This is a genomic window from Streptomyces sp. WAC00040 (assembly GCF_056835925.1).
The window spans coordinates 730,047-749,116 of sequence record NZ_JAKQZE010000004.1 but is presented as its reverse complement, the minus strand read 5'-3'; the positions used below and the strand labels follow the sequence as shown (position 1 = coordinate 749,116).

Below are 19,070 nucleotides of genomic sequence, written 5' to 3'. Positions count from 1 at the left end.
TCCGTGATACGCGGGGAGGCGCGCTGAGCGCGTCGCCCGCCCTTTGTGTGCTTCTACTTCGAGCATGCGCCATCGTTCCGCGAGTGTTGAAGGGACTCCGAGGCAGAGGTCGGGGGCCGAACGGCCCTCCTCCGGCACACGCGGTAGTTCGGAGCCCCCGCGCCTGCTCCGGCCCGGTCACCGGGCCCGAGGGCGCCGGACGTCCCTCCGCACTGCTACGTCCGCCTCTCCTTCCGGCGCGAGCCGGGTGCGACGCCCCTTCGACATCGACACCGCCGCCGACTTCGGCGGCGACCTGGACGAGGCAGCAGCGGAAGAACGCGAAGCCATGATCCAAGACGCGCTCAAACGTGCCGCCGGGCGTGCGGAAGGCCGCCGTCGGCAGGACCCTCACGATCTCCGACGGCGGCTGCCCGGGAATCGGACTGGTCATCCCACACCGCCGCCGGCGCGGCCAGACCGAGCCCCCGGCTTGGAAAGAGGACCACAACAAGTCCCACAAGCAGGTCCGAGCCCGGGTCGGGCACGTCTTCGCCCGCATGAAGACCTGGAAAGTCCTCCGAGACTGCCGCCTCAAAGACGGTCTGCTCGACGGCTCCACGGGGGCGTCCAGGCCGCGGCGCGACATCGCCAGGGAAAATCTCAGGTGCGGTAGCGGGCCAGCTCCCATGGGTCGTGCGCGGAGAAGATCTCGACCTGGTCACCGTGGTCACGGACCAGCTCGCGCAGTCTGGCCTGAGTTCCGAGCCGCAGGTCGCGGTGTGCCTGTGAGTGCGTCTGGACGATGTCGAGCAGCGGATGGGGTTCCTTCGATTCGCCGACTTCCCGGTGGTAGTAGTAGGCGTCGCCGCAGTGGAGGAGCCACCGGTCGCCGTTCAGCACGGCGACCCCGGTGTGGCCGACTGTGTGACCCCCGAGGGGGATGAGTTTGATCTCCGGTGGCAGTCCCTTCGGCTCCAACGCGGTGAAGCCGAACCACTGCTCGCCAAGCTCGTGATCGTAGGTGACCCATTTGGGTTCGTGTGCCCAGTGGGCCGGGCGGTAGCGGAAGCTGGGCGCCTCGGCGCGCGCCACGGCAAGTTCGGCGGCCATCACGTGGACCTGGGCGCCGGGGAAGTCGGGAAGGCCGCCGCTGTGGTCCACATCCAGATGAGTCATGATGATGTGGCGCACGTCGGATGGTGCATAGCCGAGCCTGACGACCTGCCGGATGGCCGTCTCCTCCTCATCGAGCACGGGTTGTGCCATCTCGACCCACTCGGCGCCGAGCGTGCCGCCCGGATCCCCGACGTTGCCGAGACCCAGTCCGGTCTCGACTAGGACCAAGCCGTCGGCGTCGGTCTCGACCAGCAGGCAGTGATTCACGGCAGGCGTGGGCTGTGGGCCGTCGTAGGTTGCTTCGATCGTGCGGACCGATCCGCAGTTCAGGTGATGGATCTTCATGCCGACTAGGCTGCAACTTGAAGCGCGGTTCAAGTCAAGGAGACGTCGATGGATGAAGCGTTGCTGGACATCGCCGAGGTCGCACGGCGCTGCGGACTGACGCCCTCAGCCCTGCGGTTCTACGAAAAGAAGGGCCTGATTGCCCCCGCGGGCCGCAACGGCCTTCGCCGCACCTACCATCCGGACGTGCTGGAACACCTGGGGCTGATCACATGCGCGCGCAGCGCCGGATTCTCGGTTGCCGAGATTGGCCGGTTCCTCGTGGCTCGGCCCTCCGACGCGGATCTGCGCGTCCGCATGGCCGCCAAGGCCCGCGCCTTGGACGAGCAGATCGGCCGGCTCAAGCGGCTCCGTGACAGCCTCCGCCACGCCGCGGTCTGTGATCACGAGCGGATCGTTGACTGTCCCGGCTTCAAGCAGGCCGTCGGCAGCGTGCCCGCACCGGCATCTGGCACAACTGGACCACCGGCGCCGTGATCGAACGATTCCTGATCGCCTACGACCACTGCGACATCGGACTCATTCATCCAGTGGCGAAGAGGGGAGAAGCCGGCGCCGGTCTCGCGGATGCTGCCCCAGAAGACGAGACGGTCGACGATGGCCGCACATCCCCCGGCGCGGCGGGCCCACCTGGGACCCCCGCAGGCACCTCGGTGTGGCGTCCGCCGTGCTCACCATGTCCGCCTCCTTCTACGTGTTGTTGCACGCCGGCCGGCAACCCGGCGACCCCACCGGACAGGGCAGCGCCCTGCACGACGCCTACCTGACGGCCACGACCACCACTTCGCCGGGATCGTGACATGCCATGTGGGCACCGCATTCGCTGCCAGAACCGATCACGCGCAGTAGATGAGATTCGGAGTACGGACCAACCCCCAGCCGCTGTACCGAACAGGCCTTTGTACATGCGGGAAATGGATGAGGATGCCGGTGAAAACGACTTCGACGACGATGCCGGCCAGCAGTAGGGCCACGGACGAGGTGCGCTGCAAGGCACGATGCCGACGGTCCGTCAAGCAGGCTGATGCCGCGATCTCTACGGGCCGCACAGGGACCTGAGGGCCCGGAGCGGGGCCGGACGGTCCCTCCTTGGGTGCCGTCCGGCTGTGTCAGCGTGCACGGAGAGTGCTTCTCGACAACCATGGCCGGGACGAGTTCGGAGGGGATCCGCCGGTACCGGGAGCGGACATGGCGGAGAGCCGAGGACTTCGGCGCTGCGTGGCCGGAACCGACCCGGTTACACGTCGAGATATCGGAGAAGCCCCGGCTCATCGACGGAGGAAACACATGCGCAAGGCCAAGCGTCAGCATCGCTCCGAGCTGTCCGACGAGGAGCTCGCCGCGCTCGACGCCCACTGGAGGGCCGCCAACTACCTGTCGGTCGGGCAGATCTATCTGATGGGCAATCCGCTGCTCAGGCGACCTCTGGAGCCGGCGGACATCAAGCCGCGGCTGCTGGGGCACTGGGGCACGTCCCCCGGGCTCAACCTCGTCCACACACACATGAACCGGGTCATCCGGCGGCGGGGCCTCTCCGCGCTGTGTGTCTGGGGGCCGGGGCACGGCGGTCCCGCCGTGCTGGCGAACTCCTGGCTGGAGGGCAGTTACAGCGAGACCTACCCGGACGTGAGCCGGGACGAAGCCGGTATGGAGCGGCTGTTCCGGCAGTTCTCCTTCCCCGGAGGGGTCCCCAGCCACGTCGCACCCGAGACCCCCGGGTCCATTCACGAGGGCGGCGAACTGGGCTACGCCCTCTCGCACGCCTACGGCGCCGCGCTCGACAACCCGGAGCTGCTGGTCGCCTGTGTCATCGGTGACGGCGAGGCCGAGACCGGGCCGCTCGCGGCCTCGTGGCACTCCAACAAGTTCCTCGATCCCGTACACGACGGCGCCGTCCTGCCGGTGCTCCACCTCAACGGTTACAAGATCGCCAACCCTACGGTGCTCGCCCGGCTGCCCGAAGCGGAGCTCGACGAGCTGCTGCGCGGCTACGGGCACGAGCCGCTGCACGTCACCGGCGACGACCCCGTCGCGGTGCACCGCGCCATGGCGGCGGCGATGGACACCGCCCTCGAGAGCATCGCCCGGATCCAGCGGGAAGCGCGGACCGGCGGCACGTTCGTACGCCCGCGATGGCCCGTGATCGTGCTGCGTACGCCCAAGGGATGGACCGGTCCTGCCGAGGTCGACGGCCTGCCGGTCGAAGGAACCTGGCGAGCGCACCAGGTCCCGCTCGCGGGCGTACGGGACAACCCCGCCCACCTCGCGCAGTTGGAGGAATGGCTGCGTTCGTACCGGCCCGAGGAACTCTTCGACGAGTACGGCCGGCCCCGGCCCGAGGTCCTGGCCTGCGTGCCCGAAGGCAGCCGCAGGCTCGGCGCGACTCCGCACGCCAACGGCGGCCTGCTCCTGCGGGAACTGCCCGTCGAACCGCTCGAAGAGTTCGCCGTACCCGTCGACAAGCCCGGCGCGACCCTGCACGAGCCGACCCGCGTTCTGGGCGATCTGCTCGAAAGCGTCATGGCGGCCACCGCCGGCCGGCGCGACTTCCGGCTCGTCGGACCGGACGAGACGGCCTCGAACCGACTCCAGGCGGTCTACGACGCCAGCGGCAAGGCCTGGCAGGCCCGGACACTGGAGACCGATGAGCATCTGGACCGGCACGGTCGTGTGATGGAGATCCTCTCCGAGCACACCTGCCAGGGCTGGCTGGAGGGCTACCTCCTCACCGGCCGACACGGGCTGTTCTCCTGCTACGAGGCCTTCGTCCACATCGTCGACTCGATGGTCAACCAGCACATCAAGTGGCTCAGGACGTCCCGGTCACTGCCCTGGCGTGCCCCCGTCGCCTCCCTCAACTACCTGCTGACCAGCCACGTCTGGCGCCAGGACCACAACGGCTTCTCCCACCAGGACCCCGGCTTCGTCGACCACGTCCTCAACAAGAGCCCCGAAGTCGTACGGGTCTACCTGCCGCCGGACGCCAACTCCCTGCTGTCCGTCGCCGACCACGCGCTGCGCAGCCGCGACCACGTCAACGTGATCGTCGCCGGCAAGCAGCCCTGCTTCGACTGGCTTTCCCTCGACCAGGCCCGCCTCCACTGCGCGCGCGGCGCGGGTGTCTGGGAATGGGCCGGCACCGAGAGCGCCGGACAGGAGCCCGATGTCGTGCTGGCCTGTGCGGGCGACGTCCCCACGCAGGAGGTACTCGCGGCCGCTGATCTGCTCCGCCGCCATCTTCCCGACCTAGCCGTACGCGTCGTCAACGTCGTCGACCTGGCCCGCCTCATGCCGCACGAGGAGCATCCCCACGGCATGACGGACTCGGAGTACGACGCTCTGTTCACCACCGGCAAACCGGTGATCTTCGCCTACCACGGCTACCCGTGGCTGATCCACCGGCTCACCTACCGCCGCACCGGCCACGCCCAGCTGCACGTACGCGGCTACAAGGAGATGGGGACCACCACCACGCCCTTCGACATGGTCGTGCGCAACGACCTCGACCGCTATCGCCTCGTGATGGACGTCATCGACCGCACCCCGGGACTCGGCGTGCGCGCGGTGACCGTCCGGCAGGCCATGGCGGACGCCCGCACACGCCACCACGCGTGGATCCGCGAACACGGCACTGACATGCCCGAGATCACCGACTGGGCCTGGGGCGGGTGAGCGCGGTCGTCCCCGACGCGGAGCCGACGGACCATTGTCGGGCTCGATACGGCGGCCGTGTGGACCGGTGACGGCGGAGGAGGCCTCGTGGGCCTGGAGAGGCCGCGTGAGGTCGCGCATCCGCAGCCGGTGAGCCGCTGCGTGCGCCGTCCGGATCGGTCAGGCGGGCCGAGGCCTCGCGGCAGGTTCTCGAGCACGAGAGGCTCCGACAGCGGGGGAATACCTGGTGACACGGTCAAGAAACATCGATCCGGCCGATCATGGTTCGCGGCCGGCCGGCCGGCCGGGCGTGCCTGCCGCCCGGTCACGCAGTGATCAACTGGATGGCCTTGCGCACGGCCGGCAACGCGGCGGAACGGCGTTCGGGCGTGCCCGGCTTGTACGGCGGATATCGCACATCGTCGGTCGCGGACGCAGACATGACACCCGGCCCAATGCGCACCGTACTATGAAATAGCTGATGCAACGCACTCTCCTCCGGCGGAGGGAGGCCACCGTGCCTGCTGAGCCCCTCAGCGGCCAAGAGGCACCCCCTACGGTGCGCATTCCCGGGAGCGCCGACACCCGCGGGTACCTGCCGGTCTCGGAACACGGGCTGATCGGGGACCTGCGCAGTGCCGCTCTCGTGGGAACGAACGGCACGATCGACTGGTACTGCTGCTCCCGCTTCGACGCTCCCAGCGTCTTCGCCTCGATCCTGGACGCCGAGAAGGGAGGGAGCTTCGAGCTCGCGCCGGACGTGCCTGCCCGCACGAAGCAGTTCTACTTCCCCGACACCAACGTGCTCATCACCCGCTTCTTCGCGGATGACGGCGTGGCCGAGATCCAGGACTTCATGCCGATCGTCGACGACTCGCGCGAGGCGGACCGGCACCGGCTGATCCGCAGAGTGGTCTGCGTCCGCGGATCACTGCCCTTCCGGGCCAAGGTCTCACCACGGTTCGGGTACGGCACCGAGCCGCACACCGTACACACTGAGCACGGCTTCCTGATCTTCGAGTCGGCCTCGCTCTCTCTTGCCCTGACGTCCAGCGTGCCGGGGGAGAACGACGGACGGGACGTGTGGTCGCTCTTCAAACTCCACGAGGGCGAGAGTGCCGTCTTCGCACTCGACCGTATCGGGGACACGGTGGCTCCGAAAGTCTGCGCCGAGGCCGAGGCGGAGGAACTGTTCCAGGCCACCGTCCGGTACTGGCGACGCTGGCTGTCCACGTCCCGCTACCGCGGCCGCTGGCGCGAAATGGTGCACCGCTCCGCGCTGACGCTCAAACTGCTCACCTATGTGCCGACCGGCGCCATCGTGGCTGCGCCGACGACGAGCCTGCCCGAGCAGATCGGCGGCGAACGGAACTGGGACTACCGCTACGTCTGGATCCGCGACTCTGCCTTCTGCGTCTACGCGCTTCTCCGGCTCGGTTTCACAGAGGAGGCGCAGGCGTTCATGCGCTTCCTGATCGAGTTCGCCCACCTCTCCGACTCCGGGACGGGCCCCCTGCAGATCATGTACGGCGTCGACGGCCGCCGCGAACTGCCCGAGCGTGAGCTGCCCCACCTCGAGGGCTATCAGGGCTCCGCCCCCGTGCGCGTGGGCAACGACGCGGTCGGCCAACTGCAACTGGACATATACGGAGCCCTCATCGACTCGATCTATCTCTACGACAAGTGGGGGGAGCCGATATCCAGCGCACACTGGGACACCTGCTGTGAGCTGGTCGACTGGGTCTGCGACAACTGGGACCAGCCCGACGAGGGCATATGGGAGACCCGTGGCGGACGCAGGAGCTTCCTCTACTCGCGCCTGATGTGCTGGGTGGCGATCGAGCGGGCGATGCGCCTGGCCCAGCATCGCGGGCTGCCGGCCGACATGGCGCGCTGGAGCGGCCAACGCGACGCCATCTACCGACAGATCATGGACAGTGGTTGGTCGGCGGAGCGCGGGGCGTTCCTCCAGCACTACGGCGACAGCGTCCTCGACGCCTCCGTTCTGATGATGCCGCTGGCGAAATTCATATCCCCGACGGATCCGAAATGGCTTTCGACGCTGGACGCACTGGGCGAAGAGTTGGTGAGCGACTCGCTGGTCTATCGATATGACCCGCAGGCCAGCCCGGACGGACTACGGGGCGAGGAAGGCACGTTCTCGATCTGCTCCTTCTGGTACGTGGAGGCGCTCAGCCGCGCCGGACGCCTCGAGGACGCGCGACTGGCGTTCGAGAAGATGCTCACGTACGCGAACCATCTCGGGCTGTACGCGGAAGAAATCGGCCACACCGGCGAGCAGAGCGGCAACTTCCCCCAGGCCTTCACGCATCTCGCCCTGATCAGCGCGGCATTCAACCTCGACCGGGCGCTGGGATGAGCGGTGCGACGCCGGGTGGCGACGGGGACGAGCTGGGCATCCCGCGAGGTGCCCGGCTACCGTCGCACATGGTGTGATGGCACCGTCTTCGCTCCTGCTCGGGCGACGCTGACCGGAAGGCATTCTTGAACATGACTGGGCGACGCGACCGTTGGGCGGAACTGACCGGTGGACAATCCGGAGAGGATTACGCTCGGCGTTTCGCGCAGCTCGCCGAATCAGGTCAGGACGTCCACGGCGAGGCCACTTTCTGCACCGCATTGCTGAAGCCCGCCGCCCGGGTACTCGACGCCGGCTGCGGCACCGGCCGGGTCGCTGTCCGACTCGCGGAGCTGGGCCACCGCTGCACCGGCGTGGACGTCGACTCCTCGATGCTCGCCGTAGCCCGCCGAAACGCCCCCTCGCAGGAATGGCTCCTCGGTGACCTGACCCGTCTGGACACCCTCGGCCTGCAGCATGACTTCGACTTGGCGCTCGCCGCCGGAAACGTCATCCCCCTGCTGGCCCCCGGCACCGAACCCCTTGTCGTCCGGCAACTGGCCGCCGCGCTGCGCCCCGGCGGTCTGCTGGTCACGGGCATGGGACTGGACGCAGCGCACCTGCCGCTGCCGGAACCGCCGGTGACCCTCACGGAGTTCGACCACTGGTGCACGCAGGCCGGACTGACCCTGAGGCAGCGCTACGCCACCTGGAGCGGCGACCCCTATTACCAAGGCTGTGGCTACGCCGTCAGCGTGCACTGCCGCCCGGCCCCGTGAGTCCGCTCATTCCTGCGACGGCCCGGCCCAGGCCCGCGCCCGATTGTTTCGAACGCCCGTCGCCACAGGCATGTGACGGATGCGACGGTACCGCGACGGCAATGATCAACCGGGAGATCGGCAAGCAGCTGAACGATCCGTCGTCAGGAGGGCGGGACCACCGCCACGGGGCACGGGGCGTGGTGGAGGGCGGCGTGGGCGACGGAACCGATGCGGGTGCCCACAGGAGAGCTCCGCACCCGGCGGCCCACCACCAACAGCCCGGCGCGCGAGGCGGCCCACAGCAGGACCTGCCCGGGGCTTCCGATCTCGACATGCTCCGTCACAGCTACGGAGGGGAACCGCTCACGCCAAGGCACGAGTGCTTCCCGAAGCGTCTTCTCCTCGAACGGCACGAGCCCTCCCGCCTCGTCGACGAGCCGCATCCACCCCGGGCTGTAGGTGAAGAACGGCGGCAGACTCCAGGCCCGTACCGCGCGAACCGAGGCGCCTCGTACGGCAGCCGCCTCGAACGCGAAACGCAGCACCGGCTCGCTCTCCTCCGGCGTACCCTGCTGGCCCACGACGACCTCGCCGGTGTCCGCCTCGGGCATCTCCTTGCTCCGGTGGCGCACCGACACGACGGGAATCGTCGCGGCGGCGATCACCTGTTGGCCGTACGAGCCGAGGAGGAAGCCCATCAGCGCCCCGTGCCCCCTGGAACCGAGCACCAGCATGTCGGACTTCTCCGCCTCGCCCAGCAGAGCGCAAGCGGGCACGTCCGGCACCACTTCGCCCGTGACGGAAAGTCCTGGGTACCGGCCGCGCACACGGGTCTCGGCTTCGTGGACGACGGCGTCCGCGGACATGGCCTGCGCCTCCCGGTCCTGGTCGACCGGTGCGTCCGATGGCTGCCCGAGCCGGGCATGCACGATACGGAGCGGTGCCCCACGCAGCGTGGCTTCGCGTGCCGCCCAGTCGGCCGCCGCCAGACTCTCCGGAGATCCGTCTACGCCTGCCGTTATCGCGCGGGTCATCGGAGAGCCTCCGTACGGTTCGACGGGCACGGCCACCGCGGCTCGCCCGATGCCGTCCAGCATCGGGGAGCGGTGCTCGGTAGGCGAGGGCCGACCGGCCCGGGACGCAGCGGTTCGCTCCGGTGACGGCTGTCGTCCGGGCACCGTTGCCGAGGATCCTCCCCGTCGAGCCGGATCGTACGGAGCGAGCCGGAGCGATTCCGCCGAACGGGTTGCGCGGAACAGCCCGCGCGACGGATCCGGGCCCGCGGCCGGCGCCTACGACGACGGAGCTCGGTCTCGAGGAAACGACGCCTTGGAGGCCAGGGCGGCGTCATTCAGGAACAATGTCCGTCCTGGTGCCGGTTCAGGCATCTGACGCGGCTGCGGGGTTCGCGGACCAGGCTGGAACGGGTCTTCACAGGTCGATCCACCCGCGTCCTGCGTAATCGCTTCACAGATGCCTACGAGCCGGTCGCGCCGCTCGGCCCCCCGGCTGTCCGCAACCCCGCCGGCTCCTTGTGCAAGGTGGCCACCGCCGCGAACGGCACCGACCTGAGCTACCTGCGGGCGGGCGCCCGGTATCGCCAAGCCCGCGACGAACCCCCGCCATCCAGACCCTCGCCCGCCTCAGCACCCTGGACGGAAATCTCATGGCGGGGTGCCGTCTTCAGGCTGAGGACGGCAGGCGCGGGTGGTCGCAGTTTCGAGGGGGCACGCGGGGCCGCGACCTCACGCCTCGGGCGGTGCCTCACTCTCCCGGCGCTGCCGCTGGCGGTAATTGCGCATGGATACCTGGGAGCCGCAGCCGGTACTGCAGTACAGCCCTGCCCCGTTGCGAGTGCGGTCGAAGAAACCGAAATGGCACGGGGGGTTGCGGCACGCCTTGATGCGGCCCCAGTCGCCGGTCTGCGCGAAGGTCGTCACCGCGGCCAGTACGGTCCCGAACACACGCGGCACCCCTGCCTGTGGCGACGCCAGCTCGACACCGCGGGCTGTGACCACCGTCGCCAGCGGATAGAGCGCACCTGCCCGCCGCAGGTGTTGCTCGGCGTGCTGGAGCGGCTCGCCCAGGCTCTCCTCATCGCCCGAGTGCGCGAGCAGCAGGGTCACCAGGGCGTCACGCAGCTCGCGTGCGGCCGCGGCATCGGCGTCGGTCGCCACGGTCTCGCCGCCGCACTCGTCGTGCTCCGCGAGCCACGCCGCGAACGAGCGCCCGTCCCCGAACAGCTCTCGCCGTCCGCCTCCGTCCGCGCGCGTGTTCACGAACGCGAGCACGGTCTCCACTGCGGGCATGACGGTGCGGGGGCTGGGTTTCGGAGATCCGGCTGCAGCACTGCTCATCACCCCATCCTACATCAGCAAGACGAGGTACTAAGCCGCCTAACGAGCAACGTAGGGCGCCCCTTTGGTTGACTCGTTATGAGCTAACAGCTTACGGTCGCAACATGAATGGAACTTCGAACCAGCAGATCAGCCCCCGCACATGGCTCATCACCGGCGCGACCTCCGGCATCGGCCGCGAACTGGCCCTCCAGGCACTGGAGAACGGCGATGTCGTCTCGGCGATCGCCCGCGACACCGCTTCCCTGGACGAACTGACCGAAGCGCACGGCGACCGCCTGCTCCTCGTCCGGGCAGACGTCCGTGACGAGCAGTCCGTCCGGGAAGCGGTGGAGCGCACGCTCTCGCGGTTCGGCCGCATCGACGTGGTGGCCAACAACGCCGGCTACGGACTCTTCGGAGCCGTCGAGGAAGCCTCCGACACGCAAGTCCGCGCCGTGTTCGACACCAACGTCTTCGGCGTGCTCAACGTGCTCCGCGCGACGCTGCCGGTACTCCGCGCCCAGCGATCCGGACACATCCTCCAGGGCTCCTCGGTCTACGGGCAGTCCGCCCACCCCGGCGTGGGACTTCTGGCCGCGACCAAGTACGCGGTCGAGGGACTGTCGGACGCGCTGGTGGCAGAGGTCGCACCGCTCGGCATCAAGGTCACGATCATCCAGCCCGGAATGACCGCCACCCCCTTCCTGTCCAACCTCGACGTCGCGGCCGGCCTCGACGACTACGACCAGACCGTCCGCGAGGTCCAGAAGGGCATCGGAGAACTGCCCCCATCCGCGTTCTCCTCCGCAGCCCGGATCGCCGAAGGCATCCGAACCGCGGTCGACAGCCCCAACCCCCCGCTGCGCCTGGCCCTCGGCACCTCCGGCGCCATCGGCATGCGCACCGCCCTGGAGGCCCGCACCGCAGACCTGGACAACTGGAATCGCGTGACGGACGCCGTCGACAGGTGATCGCACGTCCCGCAGGGGCCTCGGCGCTGACAGCAGAGGCCCCCTCGGCGACGCAATCCGCACACGCCCGGCCCGAACACAGCGCCCGAACCGCGCCCAAGCACACCCCGCCGACAGTCATCCGACCTGGACCCGGGAAAGGATCTCCAAGTTCAACGCAACGGCCGCGCCTCGGCGCGATGTTGCCGCAGGCCGGCCAATCTCGCCGGTTGACCGCTGAGCAGGCGCACGCCGACTTCGCCGCCCTCCACGCCGGCCGGGTCCTCGCCTCTCCCTCCCTGACCGGCCACAACTCTGATTACAGGGAGCTGCTTGTCACTTCACGGCAGCTTCGGGAGAACGGGCCCGGGACCGGGCTTGATGGCGGCGTCGCCAGTCGGACCGGCCGAGCCGATGGGCATCGCTGCACGACACCCTCCCGTGGCTCACCGCTGTGAGGTGCGGAACCGCCGACTTGGCCTGAGCGTCGAAAGGCCATGACTGAGAGAGCTGGACAAATCATCTTCGCCCTCACGCTGGCTGCTGGGGTGCTCACGGGCTGTGCCCCGGCTGACGAGGGCTCAGACGCCGTCCGGGCGACACCGTCCGGCCGGACGATTTCCTTCGACCTCTATACGCATTGCGGGATCGACGAGGCCCGTATCGGCTCGACGTATTTCGAAGCGGAGACCCCACTCTCCGATGGCTCGGGAAACCCGCCCGAAGGGTGGGACAACCCCACCCAGCGCGGCACGATGACCTTGAAGTCCGAGACGGAGGCCGTCTTCACCGACGATGCTGGGCATGAGGTGAAGTTCCGCGCCCGGCCCGGTGCGAGTGCCTTCAAGCGCATCTGCAGTTAGACCGTGTCCTACGTGGTGAGGCGGAGGAGTTGTTTGTAGCAGCACAAGGCTGCGGCGAGGCCGAGAAAGGCCAGGTAGTTGCGGGGGTTTTGCTCGTAGCGGTGGTTGAGTCTGCGGTAGCCGGTCAGCCAGGACATGGTGCGCTCGATGACCCACCTTCGGCGCCCCAATCGCTGGCTGGACTCGATGCCTTTGCGTGCGATGCGGACGCCGATGCGCTTACCGCGTAACCATCTACGCAGGTCAGCCCGGTCGTAGGCCTTGTCGGCATGCAAGCGCTGAGGCTTGAAGTGGCGGCCGCGATGCGGGTCGTGTCTCGTTTGGTGGGCGGCCAACATCGGCTTCAAGCCTTCGCTGTCGTGGACGTTCGCGGCGGAGACGCCGACGACCAGGGGCAGCCCCTTCGCGTCCGACAAGACGTGCATCTTGGAACCCGGCTTACCCCGGTCCACGGGGCTCGGACCTGTGTGTTCGCCCCTTTTTTGCGCGCACGTGGGCGGAGTCCAGAACGACGCGGGAGACATCGATGAGGCCGGCATCGTCGAGCCGGTGCACGATCTCCTCGTGCAGCCGGCCCCACACGCCGGCACGCGACCAGATCACGAACCTGCGGTGAGCCGTCGACTTCGACATCCCGAAGCAGGGCGGCAACGCGCGCCAGGCGCATCCGCTGACCAGCACGTAGATAATCGCCGCGAACACCGTCTCGTCAGGCATGTCCTGCGTCCCGCCACCCTGCGGCCGCACCCTCGACGGCGGGATCAACGGCTCCGCGATCTCCCACAGTCCGTCCGGAACAATCCAACTCCACGTACCCCGCCCCATGATCAGCCCAACGACCGCCTCACCACGTAGGACACGGTCTTAGACGTCGTCTCATTTGGTGAGTACGTGCGACGATTCGTCGGCCGGTCGGAAGCCATGAACAGGGGCGAGGCCGATGCGGTACGTCGATCTCGATGCGGAGTTGGGCGACCTGGCAGGGGTCTTGGACCCGGCTCCCGGTATCTCGACGGAGCATGGGCCGTGGAACTCCACCTTGGGGAGCCTGGTGCCGTTACGCCACGGCCTCCGGCCTGGAGGTCGAGATGGGTATCGGGTCCCCGGGGTGGGCGGCGACGGATCCCGTCGATCCAGGAGCGCACCGTGTCCGGCGCCCGCGTGCTGCACCACCCGCCGGGCAGCCTCGCGGAGTTGCTCGCCGCTTGCCGGGCCGAGAGTCGTACGAGCGATTGATCTTTGCCAACCCGATGCGAGGCATCAAGGGGGGCAAGGTGGCGATCAAGATCCCCGCGTCCCTCACTGCTGACGAAGTAGAATCCGTTGCTCGCGCCGCACTGCAGGATCCGGCCCTTCGTGTGGTCGTGGCCTTGTCCGCCATCCGTGGACTGCCAGCCCGCCAGATCCGCTCGATACTGCTCGAGCAGGTGGACTCGCCGGACGCCCGAGCCGATCCGGACAGGCGATCTCCGACTACACGGCCATCGCCATCGCCGATGGCCCAACAGCACCAACTCACACCTGCTGATCCGCCGGAACACAGCAACCAGGCGGTCGGCACGTTCTGGATGGACAGGCTGGTCAAGGATCTGCCGGTGGGCGTCGACCGGCTGAGGCAGGACCGCATCCTCGAAGAAGCCCTCGCCAACGGCGCCGACCCGCTCCACCTCGCGAATGCCGTCTCCCTCGGCGTCAAAGCAGGCCTCTGTTACACCAGCGCAGTGAGCCCACCGGATGCAGAGCAAGCATCGAACACCCGCCGATGAGCAGCCTCGATGCCCCGCTGGCGACTGAGGGGGAAGGGCCACGGCATCATGGCGGAGCAGCCAATCGGGCAAGGGAGCACATGACCATCTTCATCGTCCACGACGATCCTGTCGGTCGTGCCGCCAGCAACTACATTGCCCAGGCAGATCTGGCGCCGTTCGGGCTCCACGGACAGATGGAACAGATCTGGCTGAAGCCCCTCGACGACGGCACGTTCACCATCGCCTGCATACCGTTTTGCACCTACGGCCTCGCGCTCGGAGACCGCGTACTCCTCTCAGACGATGACCAGGTCACGGAGGTCGTAGGGCTCTCCGGACAGCGTGTCCTGCGTATGCTCCTCATGCCCAGCCCAGACCCGGAGCGACTGCACCAGGCCATCACACGCGTCAAGAACACGATCAAAGAAGCCGGGTTGCTGAGCGAATGGAACGGCGACCGCCACGTCGCCGTCGACATCTCCTCCCAGATGAACCCCTCGAAGCTATTCGAGGTCATGGACCGCGAGGTCACAGAGGCCGGCGCAGTCTGGGAGTGGGCCGATGCCAAGTCCTTCTCTGCCGGAAGCTGATCCGCGTCCGTCGACCGGCGCTTGCCTGCGCCAGGGGAACCGGCCCTTCCCGCTCGACGGAGTCGCCTCGTGCCCCTGAGTTCGCGTTTGTGCTCCTTCGGATTTCCTGAATGCAGGAATGTTGGCATCGAGACTTCTACTGCCGACCCGGAATCGAAGGCGCCTCTGCGGCTGCCCTCGATCCGTCACGAGTTCTGCGACATCGCAGACCGGCAGCAGATGACCTACCGCGGTTTCCTCGCCGAGGTGCAGATGGCCGAGTGCGACGATCGGGCCCGGCGCCGCTCGGAAAGGCGGATCAAGGCGGCGAGCTTCCCCCGGGACAAGTCCCTGCGGGCCCCATGAAGGGCTTCCGTGTCCGTTACACGCTCGCTGTCGGGGTGCTCCTCAAAGTTCATGTGTACGCCGACACTCGCGGCCAAGCTGGTGAACGAGTTGGTCGAGGCCGCCGATGAGAAGCAACTGAACAAGGCCATCGCCCGCTTCGGGCGCGTCGACCTTCTCTGCCTCGATGAGCTCGGCTACATGGAATTCGACCGCCGTGGCGCCGAACTTCTCTTCCAGGTCCTGACCGAGGCCGAGGAGAAGAACAGTGTCGCCATCGCCTCGAATGAGTCCTTCGGCGGCTGGACCAAGACCTTCACCGATCCCCGCCTTGCGCGGCCATCGTCGACGGCTCACGTTCGACGGCACCACCATCGAAACCGGCACCGACTCCTACCGCCGTGCCAGCACCCGAGCCCGAGCGGAGGAGCCCACCAAAGCCGGCTGAACCTCTTCGGGGCAGTTGCACGGGGACGGGGCCAGTGCGTCAGTATTGTCTGGCATGACCTATGTGATTACCGCAGCTCATCCTGACGACGCCGCGACGTTGGGGCCCTTGCATCTGCGGAACTGGCTGCGGAACTACCCCAACGCAGACGCAGAGGTCGATGAGTCCTGGATCCGTGAGCACCGCGGTTCGTCCGCCACTGCGGAAGGCATCGCGCAGTGGCGAAAGTTCATCGAGGTAGCAAACCAGCACCGTGCCCCGCACTTCTGCCGTGTCGTCCGGTCCGAGACGGAGATCGTCGGCTATCTCTGCGGCCACTGGGAAGAATTGGAAGAATCGGTCACCCTCGGACCGATGTATCTGCTGGACCACGCCCAGGGCCACGGACTCGGTAGCCGCATGATGACCGAGTTCCTTACCTGGGCAGGACCCGCACGCATCCGCCTGGGGGTCGCCGACTACAACGAAAGCGCGATCCGGTTCTACCACCGCCACGGCTTTGAGATCACAGGCGAGCGTTACCTCTGGCGAGGAAGACTGCCGACCCTGCCGATGACCCGCGAAGCCCTATCGGCCGCCGACGTCAGCTGAGCACAGACATCGGGGCGTGGTCACGGCACCGCACTCATTTTTCGGGTTCTGTTCAACTTCTGTGGCGCGGCCACGCTGAGTGACGGCTGAGCTTCTCCGGGCAGTGAGCGTTTCTCATCCTGAGCGCCAGGCGATCTCGATGGCGTGAACGGCGGCGACCGCTTGCCGACCTGACGATGATTCAGCCCAGCAGGTCGCGGATCTCCCGGACGAGGTCGATGGAGGCGTCGATCTCCAGTTTGCGGTTGGTGAGGCTCTCGACGTTGATCCCGAAAGGCAGGCCGAGGCGGCGGCAGTACGCGATCAGGGCCCGGGCGTTGAGGAGGCACTGCTCGTACGACGCGGCGAGGGGGTCGCCGCGGGTGATCTCGGCCTGGAGCCATCGCGGGACCTCGATGCCGAGCCAGGTCATGAACTCCAGGGTCTTCACCGACCCGCACGGGGCCAGGGTCAGCACTACCGGCTTCGGGTCCAGGCCCTGGTCGCGGCAGCCGTGGGTGTAGTCGGAGAGCATGTTGCGGGTGTGGTCCAGGTCGTAGCAGACCTGGGAGACGAAGAACTCGCAGCCGGCGTCCTGCTTACGCAGCATGCGTGCGTGCTCCGTCCCCGAGGCGGCGTGCCGTTCGGCGATGACCACGCCGCCCATCCGCGGCGGGAGGGAGAACCCGGCATGCCGGCGGTAGGCCTCGGGAAGGCTCGTCCGGACCACCTGGTGCCGGGAGGCCGCGCCGACCAGGACGGTCAGCACCCGGTCGCGGTCGGCTTGCGACCACCAGCGGTCCAGCTGGTCGCCGGTGTACTTGCCCACGGCGCGGTAGACGATCACCGGGCCGGCCCAGTCGGCGAGGTGGCCGTCGAGGAAGTGGGCCGGGTCCATCATCGGCATGAACGGGAACGGTCGCGGGGCCTCGGTCCGGTCGGCCTCGGCGTCCACGTCGTAGAGGATGAGCCCGTCGACCTGCACCGACCGGAGCCGGGTCAGAGCCGCGGCGGCGACGGCGTCGGCCTGCTCGGGGGTGGTGGTCTGCCGTGGCGGGGTCAGGCCGAAGAGCAGGACGCCGTCACGGGTGCGGTCCATGAGCTCGGCGGCTGTCACGGTCTCGGGGGAAGCCATTCGTGCATTATTTCATCCCACGAACGCTTCTGATCTTGTGGTTCGCGGGTGGTGGCGACTGGCGGTCGGGGTCCGTAACGCGGCAGGGCTCCTGGTCGTTGCGCTGGTGATCTCACTCGCCAACGTCTCGACATAGGAGCCCTGTTGGCCCCGTATCGTGCCATGCTCGACGTCCCTCACGAGGTCGTTGAGCACGTTTCCTGGCTCATCTACGCCCGAAGGTGTGAGGTGAGCTCCCGCTGGCGCAAGCTGGGCTGCTTCAGGCAGGCCCTGCTCGTCCTGGTGCACCTGCGCAAGAACGAGACCCTGGCCCAGGTCGCCGCGGGGTTCGGCGTCTCCACCGCCACCGCCGGTCGGTACGTGACTGAGACTGTCGAGATCCTCGCCGAGCGCGCTCCGAGCTTGCACGAGGCTCTGTGCGAGCTGCCACCAGAGGGGTTCGTCATCCTCGACGGCACCCTGATCGCCACGGACCGCATCGCGGCGGATGGGCCGTACTGCTCGATGAAGCACCGCCGTCACGGGATGAACGTGCAGGTCGTGGCTGCCTCGGACGGCAGGCCGCTGGGGTTCTCGCGGGCACTGCCCGGCCGCACGACCTGACCGCGGCCCGCGCGCACGGTGTGATCCAGGCATGCCTGTCCCGTCAGATCCTCGTCTTCGCCGACCGCGCCTACCGTGGAGCTGGTGCCACTATCCGCACCCCGTACTACGGCCGCGACCTGCCCGAGAAGTACGCCCAGTTCAACCGCGACCACACTCGGCTGCGGGCCCCGGGAGAACGCGCTTTCGCCCGCCTCAAGCAATGGCGAATCCTCCGCAAAGCACGCTGCAGCACCAACCGAATCGGCCGCACGGTCGCCGCCGTTCACGCCATCGAGATCGCCTGGCGCTCAGGATGAGAAACCCTCAGTGAGCCCTTTCCAACCTGATGGAGCGGCAGGTTTCGGCGGGATGGGTTGCACGACGAGGCGAGGCTGCTGGCCATCGACCGCATTGCCGCGGACCGCCCCTTCTCCTGCGGCGAACACAAGCGCCACGGTATGAACGTCCGGGTCCTCACCGACCCGTTCGGACGCCTGCTCCGGGCCTCACCCGCGCTGCCGGGCGCCGTTCACCACATCAGGGCCGCCCGGACCCACGGCATCATCCGAGCGCTTACGGAAGCCGACGTCCGGGCCTGGGCGGACAAGGGCTACCAGGGAGCCCGGGGCACGATCCGCGTGCCCTGCCGGGGCCGCTGGAGCACGCTCCCTGCCGGCAAGCGAGCGGTGAACTCCTTCCATGCCAAGGTCCGCGCCATCGGCGAGCAGGCCAACCCCTCCATCAAAGGCTGGTGCCTCCTGCGCAAACTCCGTTGCAGCACCACCCGCATCACCGACATCGTCATGGCCGTCCTGACCTTGCAACTCACAGCGTCAGTCTGAGGCCGGCGAGGCCGCTCACAGTGCGAACGAGCAAAATACCGCCATCAACTACATCAAGGGAGCCATCACCGTGGCAGAGGTCAAAGTCACCTATGACAAGTCCGTGAACGCGGCGTACGTGTACTTCACCGAACCCCAGGCCCGAGTGCAATCCGCGAGCATGTACGCCTGCGACCCGGTGGACGTCGACGGCATGATCAACCTCGACTTCGACGAGCAGGGCCGAATCATCGGCATCGAAGTGTTGGCGGCCAGTTCAAAACTGCCCGAGTACCTGCTCCGGTCCGCAGAGCGACTGGACGCCGAAGGCGCATGAAGTGTTCGAGCATGGCAGCGCGGCCACCCTGCCGCGTCATGCCACGGGTTGGAAAAGCTCAGTAGGTAAAGTCGCCCGAAAGTGAGCCGTGGTCAAAGCGGTTGGGATGACAGTTCGAGGCCGTGGAAGAGATCCCGACTGTCAGT

General features: G+C 67.9%; 16 protein-coding genes and 6 pseudogenes. 17 read left to right on the top strand and 5 right to left on the bottom strand.

Going from position 1 to position 19,070, the window contains the following annotated elements:
- Positions 1-64: 64 nt before the first annotated feature.
- Both MDN94_RS33975 and MDN94_RS33970 read left to right on the top strand, forming a co-directional pair.
- Positions 65-349: pseudogene (locus MDN94_RS33975) on the top strand (DUF4259 domain-containing protein); the annotation flags it as partial.
- 19 nt (positions 350-368) lie between these two features.
- Positions 369-614 (top strand): annotated as a pseudogene (locus MDN94_RS33970) (IS5/IS1182 family transposase); the annotation flags it as partial.
- A gap of 28 nt (positions 615-642) precedes the next feature.
- Here the strand turns inward: MDN94_RS33970 and MDN94_RS33965 are convergent.
- Positions 643-1,443: an MBL fold metallo-hydrolase gene (locus MDN94_RS33965; RefSeq protein WP_482729658.1), complete on the bottom strand. Its 801-nt coding sequence runs from the start codon at positions 1,441-1,443 to the stop codon at positions 643-645.
- Between the two features lie 48 nt (positions 1,444-1,491).
- On the opposite strand from MDN94_RS33965, the gene MDN94_RS33960 reads away from it, so the two are divergent.
- The 5 genes from MDN94_RS33960 to MDN94_RS33940 all read left to right on the top strand — a co-directional run bounded on the left by MDN94_RS33960 (position 1,492) and on the right by MDN94_RS33940 (position 8,232).
- Entirely contained in the window at positions 1,492-1,920 is a 429-nt protein-coding gene (locus MDN94_RS33960) for a MerR family transcriptional regulator (RefSeq protein ID WP_482729657.1), read from the top strand.
- 178 nt (positions 1,921-2,098) lie between these two features.
- On the top strand, positions 2,099-2,242 hold the full coding sequence (locus tag MDN94_RS33955) for a hypothetical protein (protein WP_482729656.1): 144 nt from the start codon (positions 2,099-2,101) through the stop codon (positions 2,240-2,242).
- Between the two features lie 488 nt (positions 2,243-2,730).
- Positions 2,731-5,115: a phosphoketolase family protein gene (locus MDN94_RS33950; protein WP_482729655.1), complete on the top strand. Its 2,385-nt coding sequence runs from the start codon at positions 2,731-2,733 to the stop codon at positions 5,113-5,115.
- Between the two features lie 460 nt (positions 5,116-5,575).
- Entirely contained in the window at positions 5,576-7,474 is a 1,899-nt protein-coding gene (locus MDN94_RS33945) for a glycoside hydrolase family 15 protein (protein WP_482729654.1), read from the top strand.
- Between the two features lie 131 nt (positions 7,475-7,605).
- Positions 7,606-8,232 (top strand): class I SAM-dependent methyltransferase, encoded by a 627-nt coding sequence (locus MDN94_RS33940; protein WP_482729653.1) that lies wholly within the window; start codon positions 7,606-7,608, stop codon positions 8,230-8,232.
- 143 nt (positions 8,233-8,375) lie between these two features.
- On the opposite strand, the gene MDN94_RS33935 is transcribed toward MDN94_RS33940, so the two are convergent.
- Together MDN94_RS33935 and MDN94_RS33930 are read right to left on the bottom strand one after the other, a co-directional pair.
- Positions 8,376-9,248 (bottom strand): universal stress protein, encoded by an 873-nt coding sequence (locus MDN94_RS33935; RefSeq protein WP_482729652.1) that lies wholly within the window; start codon positions 9,246-9,248, stop codon positions 8,376-8,378.
- Between the two features lie 711 nt (positions 9,249-9,959).
- Entirely contained in the window at positions 9,960-10,571 is a 612-nt protein-coding gene (locus MDN94_RS33930; protein ID WP_482729651.1) for a CGNR zinc finger domain-containing protein, read from the bottom strand.
- Between the two features lie 104 nt (positions 10,572-10,675).
- Between MDN94_RS33930 and MDN94_RS33925 the strand changes: the two genes are divergently transcribed.
- On the top strand, positions 10,676-11,524 hold the full coding sequence (locus tag MDN94_RS33925) for an SDR family NAD(P)-dependent oxidoreductase (RefSeq protein ID WP_482729650.1): 849 nt from the start codon (positions 10,676-10,678) through the stop codon (positions 11,522-11,524).
- A 476-nt stretch (positions 11,525-12,000) separates the two neighbouring features.
- Positions 12,001-12,366, top strand: a complete 366-nt coding sequence (locus tag MDN94_RS33920; protein ID WP_482729649.1) for a hypothetical protein — start codon at positions 12,001-12,003, stop codon at positions 12,364-12,366.
- Positions 12,367-12,374: 8 nt separating this feature from the next.
- Here MDN94_RS33920 and MDN94_RS33915 read toward each other — a convergent pair.
- Positions 12,375-13,191, bottom strand: a protein-coding gene (locus tag MDN94_RS33915) for an IS5 family transposase (RefSeq protein ID WP_482729648.1) whose coding sequence is annotated in 2 segments (ribosomal slippage) — positions 12,375-12,843 and positions 12,842-13,191 — 819 coding nt in all. Because the reading frame shifts where the segments join, the coding sequence is not laid out codon by codon here.
- Positions 13,192-13,640: 449 nt separating this feature from the next.
- Between MDN94_RS33915 and MDN94_RS33910 the strand changes: the two genes are divergently transcribed.
- The 5 genes and pseudogenes from MDN94_RS33910 (at position 13,641) to MDN94_RS33890 (ending at position 16,067) form a co-directional block, all read left to right on the top strand.
- Entirely contained in the window at positions 13,641-14,132 is a 492-nt protein-coding gene (locus tag MDN94_RS33910) for a hypothetical protein (protein ID WP_482729647.1), read from the top strand.
- A gap of 80 nt (positions 14,133-14,212) precedes the next feature.
- A complete protein-coding gene (locus tag MDN94_RS33905) occupies positions 14,213-14,704 on the top strand; it encodes a DUF4265 domain-containing protein (RefSeq protein ID WP_482729646.1) in 492 nt (163 codons plus the stop codon).
- A 165-nt stretch (positions 14,705-14,869) separates the two neighbouring features.
- Positions 14,870-15,040, top strand: a pseudogene (locus MDN94_RS33900) (IS21-like element helper ATPase IstB); the annotation flags it as partial.
- Between the two features lie 75 nt (positions 15,041-15,115).
- Positions 15,116-15,476: pseudogene (locus MDN94_RS33895) on the top strand (ATP-binding protein); the annotation flags it as partial.
- Between the two features lie 54 nt (positions 15,477-15,530).
- Positions 15,531-16,067, top strand: a complete 537-nt coding sequence (locus MDN94_RS33890) for a GNAT family N-acetyltransferase (protein WP_482729645.1) — start codon at positions 15,531-15,533, stop codon at positions 16,065-16,067.
- Between the two features lie 181 nt (positions 16,068-16,248).
- On the opposite strand, the gene MDN94_RS33885 is transcribed toward MDN94_RS33890, so the two are convergent.
- Positions 16,249-17,181 carry a methylenetetrahydrofolate reductase gene (locus tag MDN94_RS33885; protein WP_482729644.1) on the bottom strand — a complete coding sequence of 311 codons (933 nt, stop codon included), beginning with the start codon at positions 17,179-17,181 and terminating at the stop codon, positions 16,249-16,251.
- A 162-nt stretch (positions 17,182-17,343) separates the two neighbouring features.
- Here MDN94_RS33885 and MDN94_RS33880 point away from each other — a divergent pair.
- The 3 genes and pseudogenes from MDN94_RS33880 (at position 17,344) to MDN94_RS33870 (ending at position 18,924) form a co-directional block, all read left to right on the top strand.
- Positions 17,344-18,083, top strand: a pseudogene (locus MDN94_RS33880) (transposase family protein).
- Between the two features lie 66 nt (positions 18,084-18,149).
- Positions 18,150-18,608 (top strand): annotated as a pseudogene (locus MDN94_RS33875) (transposase family protein); the annotation flags it as partial.
- A gap of 70 nt (positions 18,609-18,678) precedes the next feature.
- The gene (locus tag MDN94_RS33870) at positions 18,679-18,924 is read left to right on the top strand and encodes a DUF2283 domain-containing protein (RefSeq protein ID WP_482729643.1); all 246 of its coding nucleotides are present in this window, start codon (positions 18,679-18,681) and stop codon (positions 18,922-18,924) included.
- Positions 18,925-19,070 lie beyond the last annotated feature (146 nt).